Raw genomic sequence first — 13,508 nt, 5'->3', positions numbered from 1 at the left:
TGGCGGGCGGAGCGGGGGCGTCTACGCCGGTTTAGAAATCTGCGGGCGGTCCATTGCGGCTTGTCTATGCGCTCGTCAATCGTTGCAGGGGACAGTCGTCGTGTAGGTGCTCATGGGGCTTGAGCGCGTGCGCGCCGCGCCGCGTGCCGCCGCCGGGCTCAGTGCGGCCAAGGCTGTTAGTGCTGCCGATGTGCTGAACACTGCCTGCTGAGACCCGTAACGCTCCAGCGCACAAATTGCACGGGGGTGTTGCATTAATTAGAACGCCATTTCTAATTATGAAAACTTTTTCGCACGGGCTCTGCCAAATTTGTGTAAATCGTGTTAATTCTGTTGCAACGCGGCATGGAAAGCAGGCCGCTCCGCCAACCGAATTCGGAGTCTTCCCATGTCAGCCAGCCGGTCGCTCAAGATCAGCGCGCTTGCCGTTGCCGTCGTTTCCCTTCTCCCGCTCTACGCCGCCGCCCAGCAAGCGCCCAGCGCCGACGGTGTCGTGCGTCTGGATGCGGTCAAGGTCACGGTCGAGCGTCGCTCGGAAGACTCCAAGGATGTGCCGGTGTCCGCCAGCGTGTTGCGCCCGGAATTTCTGGACGCCATTTCCACCAGCGGCTCGGACATCCGCGTGCTGGCCGGCAAGGCGCCGAGCCTGAATATCGAATCGTCCAACGGCCGTGTGTTCCCGCGCGTGTACATCCGCGGCTACGGCAACACCGACTTCAATACCTACGCCTCGCAGCCGGTGTCGCTGATCTATGACGACGTGGTGCAGGAAAACGCCTTCCTGAAGGGCTTCCCGATCTTCGATCTGGAAGGCCTGGAAGTATTGCGTGGCCCGCAAGGCACCTTGTTCGGCCGTAATACGCCGGCCGGCGTGGTCAAGTTCAACTCGGTCAAGCCGACCATCGGCTCCAATGACGGCTACGCCAGCCTGTCCTATGGCACCTACGGCACCATGACGCTGGAAAGCGGCCTGAGCATCGCGATGGGCGAGCATTGGGCAGCGCGTCTGTCCACCCTGGGCCAGCGCCGCGACGACTGGGTGGAAAACCGCGACGGCCGCGATCTGGAAGGCTATACCGACTCGGCCGTGCGCCTGCAGTTGCTGTACCAGGCCAGCGATGATTTCAGCGCATTGTTCAACGCGCATGCGCGCCATCTGGACGGCACCGCGCGCCTGTTCCGCGCCAATATCATCCAGCCCGGCACCAACCAGTTGGTGGATGGCTTCGACGCCGAAAAATCCTTCATCGACGGCGCCAACACCCAGGAACTGCAGACCTATGGCGGCAGCGCCAATCTGACCTGGGACCTGGGCGACATCGCGCTGCACTCGATCACCGCCTATGAAGGCATCGGCAAGTACTACAGCCGTGGCGATATCGACGGCGGCTTCGGCGCGGTGTTCGCACCGCCGTCCGGCCCGGGTGCGATTCCGTTCCCGGTGGAAACCGCCGGCGGCATCAAGAGCCTGGACCAGTACAGCCAGGAACTGCGTGCCGAATCGCAGTACGAAGGCCCGCTCAATTGGCAGGCCGGCCTGTACTACTTCCACGACGATGTGGAAGGCGAAAACTACACTTACAACACCTTCAGCGGCGGCGATCTGGCCAGCTACCAGCTGACCCGCCAGCGCAATACCTCGTGGGCAGCGTTCGGTTCGTTGAACTATGCGGCGACCGATCGCCTGAACCTGCGCGCCGGCATCCGCTACACCTACGACAAGAAGACCTTCGACGTGCTGGCGCTGGATCGCGTCACGCTGGTCGAGCCGTCCAGCGGCGAGACCGATAACTCCAAGGTCACCGGCGACCTGGCCGCGACGTTCTCCATCAACGACGACGTCAACGTGTATGCACGTGCCGCACGTGGCTTCCGCGGCGCCAGCTTCGGCGTGCCCTCGGGCACCGCGCCGCTGACCGTGGCCGAGCCGGAGACGGTGGATTCGTTCGAGATCGGCATCAAGTCGGATCTGTTCGACAACCGCGCGCGTCTGAGCTTCGACATCTACGATTTCCGGGTGAAAAACCAGCAGCTCACTGCGGTGGGCGGCGCCTCCAACGATGTGCGTCTGCTCAACGCCGACAAGACCAAGGCACGCGGCGCCGAGTTCGATTTCGAAGCGTTGATCACCCAGAACCTGCGCGTCACTGCCGGTGGCGCCTATAACTGGACCCGCATCGACGACCCCAACCTGTCGGTGGGCGTCTGCCGCACCTGCACCGTGACCGACCCGCTCAATGCGGCCGGCCGCGCGCTGATCGACGGTAACGACCTGCCGCAGGCGTCCAAGTGGATGGCCAACGCCACGCTGCGTTACGGCATCCCGATGGGCAACGACGGCGAGCTGTTCTTCTACACCGACTGGTCCTACCGCAGCGAAGTGAATTTCTTCCTGTACGACTCCAAGGAATTCACCGGCCAGCCGCTGGTCGAAGGCGGTGCCAAGATCGGTTACAACTGGGGCGCCGGTGCGTACGAGTTGTCGGTGTTCTGCCGCAACTGCACCAACCAGATCCGCGTGACCGGTGCGATCGATTTCAACAACCTCACCGGCTTCATCAACGACCCGCGCATCGTTGGCGCGCAGTTCCGCGCCAACTTCTGATCGGCGTCGTTGTACGGTAGAACGCGAACCGCCGGCCAGCATGCCGGCGGTTTTTTTTTGCGGTAGGAGAGAACAGATGCAACACAGATGGCAACGCACCTGGAGCATGCTGGCGATGTGGTGCCTCTGCGCCGCCGCGTGGGCGCAGACGCCCGCAGCGGCGATGCAGGGCACAGCTGCGCCTGCGCAGGCCGACATGGTGGTGGTGTCCACCGATATCGGCGATGACATCGACGATGCGTTCGCACTGGCACTGCTGTTGCGTCGCCCGCAGGTGCAGGTGTTGGGCATTGCATCGGCGTGGGGGGATACCACGCTGCGTGTACAGCTGTTGCAGCGTTTGTTGCAGCAGGCCGGGCGCAGCGACATCCCGTTGGCGGTGGGCAAGCGCACCACCAGCACAATTGCCTTCAGTCAGGCGAACTGGGCCGCGAAAGGGCAGCTGCCGAGCGGCTTGCCCGATGCGGCGACGATGATCCTGCAGCAGGCGCAGCGCCATCCGGGTGAGGTGACCTTGCTGGTGCTGGGCCCGATGACCGACGCCGCACTGGCGCAGCAACGCGACCCGGCAGGCTTTGCCAAGCTCAAGCGCATCGTGGCGATGGGCGGGTCGGTGCGGGTGGGCTACGGCAAGTCCGCGTATCGCCCGGCCAGCGCGCCGGCCGCCGAATACAACATCGTGTCCGATGTGGCGGCCGCGCAACGCGTGTTCGCGGCCGGCGTGCCGATCGTCCTGCTGCCGCTGGATGCCACCCAGATCACCCTGGAAGAGCCCGAGCGTATCGCGCTGTTTGCGCACGGCGACGGCCTGACCGACGCGCTCACCCAGCTCTACTACCAGTGGCGCAACACCGACCAGCCCTGGGCGAGCGCAACGCCGACCTTGTTCGATGCCGTGCCGGTGGCCTGGTTGCTGCGCCCCGAACTGTGCCCGACCACGCCGCTGCGTTTGGACGTCGATGCGCAAGGCTATACGCGCGAGGTGCCGGGCACGCCGAACGTGCAGGCCTGTCTGCGTGCGGACAAGCCGGCGTTGATCGACCTGTACATGCGCACGGTGTTGCAGTTGCACTGAGAGCAGCGAACAAAAGGACTGCGCAACCGTCAGGCGGGCGCGGCCGGTGCTCGGTGCGGCATGTATCACTTGTGCATTCCGGTGCTGAGTGCGCCGTCCACACCTGCCTGACGACTGGTCGTTACGTTTGGCTCGCCGCTCTAAGAGCAGCGAGTAAACGGAGTTAGCGCATGCCTGGCGGTGAGCGCTGTGGTTTTGTTGGCTGCACTTTTGGGATGCAGTCAAACGCCTGGTTGGTCGAAGGCGCGGTGCCCTCACCGCTTGCGGGACACGCCGTACATCCGTCCGTGGAGGCTCGGTGGCGGCATCCATGCCGCCACACGGTCCCGCAAGCGGCGAGGACACCGCACCCGGAACGTTTGCAGGTTGCTTTGTTCAACGCCTGCCTGTTGCTCTGCTTGCGATGGGACGTTTGTCGGGCGCACCGCTATCCAGACAGCGCATGTCATGCCGTGCTTGTAATCATGCACACCAACACTCTCGACTGGTCCTTGGCCGCCCACCGTCGTGGGACCTTACGCGTCATGGATGCCGCATAAGAGCTCACATCGAAGTACTTGCGGCGTGTCCCGCGCCGGTGGGCGGCCAAGGGCCCTGCAGCCACGTCGCAGCTCAGCGGCCCTGCAATAGACCGGCGTCAAACCACTGGGCTCACCTCAGCTCCGGCACGCCGGTGCCAGCGCGGCATGCACACAGCCGCGCACGATCACCGCCCATCGGCAAGTTCACGACCGGCCACACATCCGACATCGGCGGCGTGAAGCACGTCGCTATACTGGCCGCCTCAGTCATGGGGTAGCGCGAATGGACAGGCAGCAATCAGGGATGAAGTGGTTTGGCGCGCGGCGCATGCTGCTATGGGTGGTACTGCTGACCGTGGCGATCGGCGGGGTGGCGTGCAAACGCAACGAAAGCGGGCAGCTGCCCACCGCCAGTGGCGAGGCGATCAAGGCCGACAAGCAGGCGATTACCGGGTTTGCGCTCGCGCGTGCCTATCCCGACCAGACCGGCGACGGCCTGTCGCTGGCGCTGGAATTCTCGCGTCCGCTGGTGGGCACGCAGGATTTCGATGCGCTGGTGCGCTTCGAAGAAAAGGTCGGCACCGGCGACAGCAGCTGGTCGCTGTCCGACGACGGCAAGACGCTGCGTTACCCGTACGTGGAAGCCGCCAAGGACTACACGGTGCTGGTCGACGCCAATCTGCTGGCCGCCGATGGCAGCCGCCTGGGCAAGCCGCTCAAGCAGAAGGTCTATACCGGCGAACTCAAGCCGGTGGTCGGGTTCGCTTCGCAAGGCAGTGTGTTGCCGGCGCGCGAAAGCCGCGGCCTGCCGGTGGTGTCGGTCAACGTGCCGGAAGTGGACGTGGAATTTCTGCGCGTGCGCGAGAAGTCGCTGCCGGCGTTCTTCCAGCAGTTTCAGCGCGGCGGCCGTCGTGGCAGCTGGGAGCTTGAGAGCGAATACAACGACAAACAACCGCTGTCCAAGCTGGCCGACCCGGTGTACGTCAACCGTTTCATCCTGGGCGGCAAGCAGAACGAGCGCGTGCTGACCTACCTGCCGACGCAGGACATCAAGGAGCTGCAGGAGCCTGGCCTGTACTTTGCGGTGATGAAGCGCGCCGGCAGCTTCGAGAACGAACAAGAGACCGCGTTCTTCACCGTCAGCGACATCGGCCTGCACACGCGCGCCTACAAGGACAAGTTGTTCGTGCACACCGCCTCGTTGCAGAGCGGCGAGCCGCTCAAGAACGTGGAAGTGCGCATCCTCGATGCCAAGGGCGAGCTGTTCCTCAAGGGCGCCACCGACGGCAACGGCAATGCGCTGCTCAACTACACGCTCGATGCCGGCCACGTGCTGGTGGCGCGCAGCAAGACCGATGTCTCGTTGCTGCCGTTCAACCAGCCGGCGCTGGATCTGAGCGAATTCGCGGTGGCTGGACGCCAGAGTGCCTGGTTCGACGTGTTCGCCTGGGCCGGCCGCGATCTGTATCGCCCCGGCGAAACCATGCGTGTGTCGGCGATCCTGCGCGACAACGATGGCAAGCCCACGAACGGGCCTTCCAAGGGCGGGCAACCGGTCTTCCTGCGCCTCAAGCAGCCGGACGGCAAGACCTTCCGCGAAACCAAACTGCAGCCGGGCGAGCAGGGCTACTTCGAATTCACCCAGCAGATTCCTGCCGATGCCGCGACCGGCCGCTGGCAGGTGGAGTTCCGCACCGACCCGGCCAGCAAGGATGCCGTGCAGGGCATGACCGTGCGCGTGGAAGAGTTCCTGCCCGAGCGCATGAAGCTGGACCTGGATGCCGCGCAAAAGACCTTGAGTGCCGGCCAGCCGTTCAAGCTGGTCGCCACTGCCGCGTATCTGTATGGCGCGCCGGCCGATGGCAACCGTTTCACCGCCAAACTTGCGGTCAGCGTCGAGCAGCATCCGCTGGAGTCGTTGCCGGGCTGGTTCTTCGGCGACCCCACCCTGGAGCTGCCGCGCGAAGCCAAGGACGTGATCGATACCGAGTTCGGTAGCGACGGCATCCTGCGCGAAGACATCGCGCTGCCCAGCGAAGCCAAGCCGGTCAGCACGATCGCCGCAGTGGTCTCCGGTAGCGTGTACGAAACCGGCGGACGCACGGTGACCCGCACGGTCAAGCGTGTGCTGTGGCCGGCCAAGGCGCTGGTTGGCGTGCGCCCGTTGTTTGACGACGAAGATGGCGCCGATGCCAACGGCAGCGCGCGCTTCGAACTCACCCGCGTGGATGCCGACGGCAAACCGCAGCCGGCCAAGGGCCTGAAAGCCACGCTGGTGCGCGAGCTGCGCGACTACCACTGGAACTACAACGACAACCACTGGGATTACGACTTCACCCGCCGCTTCGAGAACAAGGACACGCGCACGCTCGATGTGGGCAGCGCCAACGCCAAGCTCGATTTCCCGGTGGAGTGGGGCGAGTACCGCCTGGACGTGTTCGACCCGGCCACCGGGCTGACCACGCGTTACCCGTTCCGCGCCGGTTGGAGCTGGAACGACGAAAACCGCGGCCTGGATGCGCGTCCGGATAAGGTCAAGCTGGCGCTGGACAAGACTGGCTACCGCGCCGGCGACACGCTCAAGGTCACGCTGACTCCGCCGCACGCCGGCAAGGGCGTGCTGCTGGTGGAAAGCGACAAGCTGCTGTACGTGCAGGATATCGACGTCAAGCCGGGCAGCACGCTCGAAATTCCGGTGACAGAAGCCTGGGAGCGCCACGACGTCTACGTCACCGCGCTGGTGTTCCGTGGCGGTACCGCGCCCAGCAAGATCACACCCGCGCGTGCGGTGGGCGTGGCGCATGTGCCGATGGATCGCAAGACGCGGCGCGTGGCGGTGGGCTTGTCCGCACCCAAGCAGATGCGTCCCGAGCAATCGTTGCCGGTGACGGTGAGCGTGCCGGAACTGGCGGGCAAGGCGGCGCACGTCACCATCTCGGCGGTGGACGTGGGCATCCTCAACATCACCCGCTTCCCGGTGCCCGATGCCAACGCGCAGTTCTTCGCGCAACGTCGCCTGGGCACCGATGCCTATGACATTTATGGCCGCGTGATCGAAAGTTTCGAAGGCGCCAGCGGCAAGCTCAAGTTCGGCGGCGACATGGCGCTGGAAGCGCTGCCGCAGGCCAAACGCCCGACCGCCCGCGTGCAGACCGTGGACCTGTTCTCCGGATCGGTGACGCTCGATGCCAAGGGTAATGCGCGCGTGCAACTGCCGGTGCCGGATTTCAATGGCACCTTGCGGGTGTCGGCGCTGGTGTATTCGGACACGCGTTACGGCAATCGCGATATGGAAACGGTGGTGCGTGCGCCGATCCTGGCCGAAGCCAGCATGCCGCGCGTAATGGCGCCGGGCGACCGCAGCACGGTGACGCTGGATGTGCAGAACTTCACCGGCAAGCCGGGTGAGTTCAACGTGCGTGTGGACGGCATCGGCCCGCTGGCCATTGCCGAGGCGTCGCGCAGCATCAAGCTGGGCGTGGATGCCAAGCAGACGCTGAGCTTCCCGCTCACCGCCACCGAAGGCTATAGCGTGGCCAAGGTGCGCGTGCGCGTGGACGGCAATGGCTTCAAGGCCGACCGCAACTACGAGCTGCCGGTGCGTGCCGGGTGGCCGCAGGTGTTGCGCACGCAGACGCGCGTGCTCGACCCGCTGGCGCCGATCACCCTGGACAGCAGCTTTGCCGACGGTCTGATGGCTGGCTCGGTGACTGCGCGCATGGTGGTCAGCCCGCTGCCGCCGATTCCGTTCGCCAGCGCCATGCAGGGCGCGCTGGATTACCCGTATGGCTGCGCCGAGCAGACCACCAGCAAGGGGTATGCGGCGCTGTTGCTCGACGAGGCCACCGCCAAGGCGCTGGGCACCAAGGGGCTGGATGCGGCCACGCGCCGCGAGCGCATGGAAGGCGCGTTCGGCCGCCTGGCGTCGATGCAGATCGCCAGCGGGCATTTTTCGATGTGGGGCGACGACGGCTACGTCAATCCGGGCCTGACCCCCTACATCGCCGAGTTCCTGCTCGACGCCAAGGACGCCGGCTTTGCGGTGCCCGATAACGTGCTGCAGAAGGCACTCAATCGCCTGAGCGAAGATCTGCTCTCCGGCGGCAACGAGTTCTATGGGCAGGACCGTCGCGACAACCTGAAGTTCGCCAACCAGGCGTGGTCGGGTTACGTGTTGGCACGCGTCAACCGCGCCCCGCTGGGCACGCTGCGCGCGCTGTACGACAACCAGCGCGACAAGGCGTTGACTGGCCTGTCGCTGGTGCATCTGGGCGCGGCGTTGTCGCTGCAGGGCGACACCAAGCGCGGTGACGCGGCGATCAAGGCCGGGTTTGCCAAGGACAGCGCCGAGCGTCCGCGCTATCTGAGCGATTACGGCAGTGTGGTGCGCGACGATGCCTTGATGATGGCGTTGCTGCACGAACGTGGTTTGTCCAAGCCCGAGTACGACACCCGCGTGGTGGCCCTGGGGCAGGCACTGGATGCACGCCGCGCTGGCGGTGTGTTGTGGCTCAGCACCCAGGAGCAGATCGCGCTGGCGCGGCTGGGCAAGGCGTTGATGGTGGGGCAGGGCAAGCAGGTCTCGGGCAGTTTGACCGTCGGCGATGAGGTGCAGCAGATCGCACCGGCCCGCGTGTTCGGACGCAGCTTCGACAGTGCGGCGCTGGCCCGCGGCGTGCAGTTCGCACCGCAGGGCGAAGCGCCGATGTATGCCAGTCTGGAAGTGGCGGGCATCCCGCGCACTGCACCGGAAGCAGACACGCGCCACCTCAGCGTGGAGCGCAGCTGGTACACCACCGACGGCAAGCCGTGGACGCCGCGTGCACTGAAGGAGGGCGAGGCACTGATCGTGCGCGTCACCATCACCGCCAACGAATCGATGCCCGATGCGTTGCTCACCGATCTGTTGCCGGCCGGCCTGGAAATCGAGAATTTCAATCTCGGCGATGCCAAGCAGTGGGCCGACGTGGTGGTGGACGGTATCGGCGTCAGCGAGCGTTCCAGTGCCGCCGACGTCAAGCACGAAGAGTTCCGCGACGACCGTTATGTGGCCGCGCTGGCGCTGTCGTCGGGCAGCAAGGCGCAGGTGTATTACCTGGTGCGCGCGGTGACGCCGGGCACCTACACCGTTCCGCCGTCGCTGGTGGAAGACATGTATCGCCCCGAGCTGCGTGGCGTGGGCCGCACCACCCCGGCGACGATCACGGTGGTGCAGCCCTAAAGGTAACAAGGTAGGAGCGCGCTCGCGCGCGATGGAGCTTTCCCGGCAATCCCCCATCGCGCGCAAGCGCGCTCCTACGGTCGGAGTTTCCTCACCGAAGTGAGCGCCCGACCCCGATGCAAGGATTTGCGTGGGCGGGCCAGCATGCATCGATGATCAGCCCCATCTCCGCAGGACATCGTGCACGACGTCGTGGCCGGTGCTCGCTCGCAAAGTGCTGCTATCTACTCACCGTGACAACTGTCCAGCGGCGACGTGTGTTCGACGATTTTCAGCTGGCCGCGTCAGCGTGCCGCGCGTTCATCGCCGCGCAGCCAGAAGATGCCACCTTACTTGCCTGGGTGCTGATGCCGGACCATGTTCACTGGCTGGTGCAGCTGGGGGACGTCATTCCGCTGGCGCGCACGGTGTCATGCATGAAGGCAGCAAGCACCCGTGCGGTCAATCAGCAGCGCGGGGTGCCCGCCGCAGTTTGGGCGCGGGCCTACCACGATCGCGGCTTGCGCAATGAAGACGATCTGCGCAGCGTGGCTCGCTACCTGATCGCCAATCCGCTACGCGCCGGATTGCTGGACCGGGTCGGTGACTATCCATTCTGGGATGCAATCTGGCTGCCGTAGGAGCGCGCTTGTGCGCGATGGGACTACACCGGGAGAGCCGCATCGCGCGCAAGCGCGCTCCTACGCGCGGTTGGACGTCAGCGGGAGAGCCGCATCGCGCATAAGCGTGCTCCTACGCGCAGTTGAACGTCAGCGGGAGAGCCGCATCGCGCGCGAGCGCGCTCCTACGCGCGGTTGGACGTCAGCGGGAGAACCCAATCCCGCGCAATGGCACCGCGGCTTCGCATGTGGCGACATCGCTGCGCATTGTCTTTTCGATGCGATGCAAGCGACACGCAAGGGTCATTTTTACTGGATAGGGTGGCCTGCTTTCTCACCGGCGCGGCGCCTTTGCTGCGCGATCTCGGGATTCCATGCAGCGCTCCGATTCGTACCGTTTGCACTTGTCCGTTCTCGCCGTCGCCATCGCGGCATGTTCCCCAGCGCTGCAGGCGCAGACCAACGCGGCTTCTGTTAGCGCAGAGCGCACTGTTCCATCGTCGCCTGTAGTCTCTGCAAATCCAGCAGGCGCTATGGCGGCACCGGGCGACGCAGCAGGCACTGACTCCGTCGCGTCCTCAGGTGGAACAGCCAACGCCGACGCACCGCGCGACGCCAACACCGGCGTGCAAACTCTCGATGCCATGCAGGTCACCGGCGTGCGTCGCGCCAATGCGGCAGCGGTGGAGAGCAAACGCGCAGCGACCAACATCACCGATGTCATCAGTGCCACCGATGTGCGCGCGCTGCCGGACAGCACCATCGTCGAAGCACTGCGTCGCGTGCCGGGTTTATCCGTGTTGCCGGCCACCGACAACGAACATCCGCGCGACGAAGCGGCCACGCCGGTGTTGCGCGGCTTGGGGCCGTCGTACAACAACGTCACCATTGATGGCTTGACCATCGCCTCGCCCGGCACGCCCAACGGCACGCTCGGCTCGATCACCCGCGGCGTGCGGCTGGATCTGTTGCCGGCCTCGATGGTCAGCGAGTTGCAGGTGATCAAGACGTTTACGCCGGATCTGGACCCCAACGCCACCGGCGGCGCGATCAATCTCAAGACGCGCAGTGCGTTCGAGAACGGCGGCAAGCCATTCTTCAGTGCCGAAGCAGCGCTGGGCCATGCCAACGATGTCGGCAAGCCGCGCGATCAGGACGACCCGGGCTATCGCTTGAATGCCACCGGCAGCCGCACCTTCGGCAGCGAACAGCAATACGGCTTCACGCTGTCGGCCAACTACCAGACGCTGAGCAGCTACACCGAAACCCATATGACCACCGACACGGTGCACTACGGGTTCTATGACAACAACGGCGTGCTGCAGACCGGCGCCAATCTCGGCAATGGCTGGGCGGTGCCGCAGCAGGACAAGTATTGGTACGTGCAGAATCAGCGCGACCGCTATGGCGTCACCGGCAAGTTCGAAGTGCATCCCAGTGCGGCGCTCGAAGCGTATGCCATGGCCGGTTACTACTATTTCAAGGACAACATGGAGCGCAACGAGGTCATTATCGACCCACGCAACCGCAACCAGGTGTTCAACCAGACCGCTACCTCCGGTAGGTATCCCGGTGGCGATATCGAAGTGGGATATTCCAACCAGATCGTCACCACGCGCACCAAGGTCGCGCAGTTGGGCAGCATCTGGCGGCCGACCGATCGGCAGCAGTTTTCCGCGCGCGGGGCGTGGTCGGATGCGACCTACGACGAGCCGATCCGCATGATCAAATACGCCACCGGCATTACTCGGGCCGCGCCGGTGCCGGTGGGCCAGACCGGCAGTGGCGTGACCCTCAATGCCACGCCCAACTATGCGTTCAACTACGACACCTCCGGGTTCGATCAGCGCTTCGGTGTGTCGCCGCAGGCCTATAACAACCTGGATAACTACAGCCTGTCGTACTGGCGTCCGGACTACAAACGTACCGCGGCCGACCGCATTCTCACCGGACGGCTCGATTACGGCTTCAATCAGGGCGAGAGCGATCAGGGCATTGGCTTTGCGGCGGGCGTGTCGTACACCACCGACAAGCCGTCCTACGACATCTATCGTGTCGAGTATCAGCCCAACACCAGCGCGCCGGCCTTAGGCCTGGCCGATGTGGCCGGCACCGGTAGGGCGCCGATGCGTTACGCCGGCTTGAACCTGATCACCATCGATCCGGACAAGGCCAACCGCGTGCTGGCGGCAACGCCGTTGAGCGCATTCAACAGCACCGACCAGCAGGCTTTCAGCAACCAGGACAACTTCACCCATACCGAAAAGACCTTCGGCAGCTATGGGCTGGTGAGCTATCGCAGCGATCGGCTCAACGTGCAGGCCGGTGTGCATTTGGATAGCACCAAGCTGGACACGGTGGGCCGCCAGCGTCAGCTGGATACCGCGACCAATCGCTACGTCTACGTCGACAATCCGACCAGTGCCGATTACGACTATCTGCTGCCGTCGGCCATCATGACCTACCATCTGACCGACGCGCTGGACCTGCGCGCCGGCGCCAGCCGAACGCTCGGCCGCCCGCCGTACGATGCGTACGCAGCGCGTACCTCGATCGGCTTCGTCAACACGACCGACGCCGGCAACCCGAATGCGCAAGGTGTCACCGTCACCATCGGCAACCCGGACATCAAACCGCGCGTGTCGAACAATCTGGATCTGTCGCTGGAATGGCGCCTGCCCGGCGATTTCGATGCGTTCGCCTCCGCTGCCGTGTTCGACAAGCGCATCCAGGACGAGATCTTTACGCTCTCGCGCACCGACAGCTTCAGCTTCGACGGCACCACTTATGCCAATGCCTTGATCAGCACCCCGGCCAATGCCGCCAAGGCGCGCATTCGCGGCGTGGAGTTCAACGGCATCGTCAACACCTTGGCGCCGATTGCGCCGTGGCTCAGCGGTGTGGGCTTCAGCGCAAACCTCGCCATGCTCGATGGCAGCCTGGATGTGCCGTATAGCGTCGGCAGCGGCAGCAACGTGAGCCAGCGCGAGCGCAAGCTCGACAACCTGGTTGGCCAGCCCGACTACACCGCCAACGCCACGCTGTTTTACAACACCGGCGGCCTGGAGCTGCGTGCGGCCTACAACCGGCAAGGCAAGGCCTTGCGTGCCATCGTCAGCAATATCGATTGGCAGGATCTGTACTGGTCGCCGCGCTCGCAACTGGATTTCACCGCCACCTATGCCATCAGCAAGCAGCTCAGCTTGATCGGCCAGGTCAGCAACATCACCCACAGCCGCATCACCAGCGTGACGGGCCCAGGGCAGAACCTGCTCAAGGACAGTTATTCGGTGCCCACCACCTATTGGTTTGGTCTGCGCTTTACGCCGACGTTTTGAGCGTAGCGCTCGAAATAAAGCCGCCGTGGGCCGGATGCCCATGGCGTGCTGGATCGGACGTGCGAGCAGTTGCTAACTGCACCCAGCTTGCATGTGCTTCGCCTGGCGCAGACGCCGTCGGGCGATCAGTCACCCACTTGAGAGTTGTT

Annotated in this window: 5 protein-coding genes, 1 other RNA gene and 1 pseudogene; 6 read left to right on the top strand and 1 reads right to left on the bottom strand. The window is 64.6% G+C overall.

Features of this window, described 5'->3' with window-relative positions; all coding sequences use genetic code 11:
• Positions 1 to 388: 388 nt before the first annotated feature.
• The 3 genes from RQH86_RS05960 (at position 389) to RQH86_RS05950 (ending at position 3,817) form a co-directional block, all read left to right on the top strand.
• Positions 389 to 2,605 carry a TonB-dependent receptor gene (locus tag RQH86_RS05960; RefSeq protein ID WP_115527257.1) on the top strand — a complete coding sequence of 739 codons (2,217 nt, stop codon included), beginning with the start codon at positions 389 to 391 and terminating at the stop codon, positions 2,603 to 2,605.
• A 76-nt stretch (positions 2,606 to 2,681) separates the two neighbouring features.
• Positions 2,682 to 3,680, top strand: a complete 999-nt coding sequence (locus RQH86_RS05955; protein ID WP_311239684.1) for a nucleoside hydrolase — start codon at positions 2,682 to 2,684, stop codon at positions 3,678 to 3,680.
• Between the two features lie 60 nt (positions 3,681 to 3,740).
• A non-coding RNA gene (locus tag RQH86_RS05950) (sX9 sRNA) lies at positions 3,741 to 3,817 on the top strand.
• A gap of 26 nt (positions 3,818 to 3,843) precedes the next feature.
• On the opposite strand, the pseudogene RQH86_RS05945 reads toward RQH86_RS05950, so the two are convergent.
• Positions 3,844 to 4,056, bottom strand: a pseudogene (locus RQH86_RS05945) (hypothetical protein); the annotation flags it as partial.
• 473 nt (positions 4,057 to 4,529) lie between these two features.
• Between RQH86_RS05945 and RQH86_RS05940 the strand changes: the two are divergent.
• The 3 genes from RQH86_RS05940 to RQH86_RS05930 all read left to right on the top strand — a co-directional run bounded on the left by RQH86_RS05940 (position 4,530) and on the right by RQH86_RS05930 (position 13,359).
• Positions 4,530 to 9,422 (top strand): alpha-2-macroglobulin, encoded by a 4,893-nt coding sequence (locus RQH86_RS05940; RefSeq protein WP_311240594.1) that lies wholly within the window; start codon positions 4,530 to 4,532, stop codon positions 9,420 to 9,422.
• 152 nt (positions 9,423 to 9,574) lie between these two features.
• On the top strand, positions 9,575 to 10,042 hold the full coding sequence (locus RQH86_RS05935) for a transposase (RefSeq protein WP_311240593.1): 468 nt from the start codon (positions 9,575 to 9,577) through the stop codon (positions 10,040 to 10,042).
• A 353-nt stretch (positions 10,043 to 10,395) separates the two neighbouring features.
• Entirely contained in the window at positions 10,396 to 13,359 is a 2,964-nt protein-coding gene (locus RQH86_RS05930; protein ID WP_311240592.1) for a TonB-dependent receptor, read from the top strand.
• Positions 13,360 to 13,508: the final 149 nt, after the last annotated feature.

Source organism: Xanthomonas sp. WCS2018Noco2-27 (assembly GCF_031843525.1).
Taxonomy (GTDB): Bacteria; Pseudomonadota; Gammaproteobacteria; order Xanthomonadales; family Xanthomonadaceae; genus Xanthomonas.
This window is presented reverse-complemented; position numbering and strand designations above follow the sequence as displayed.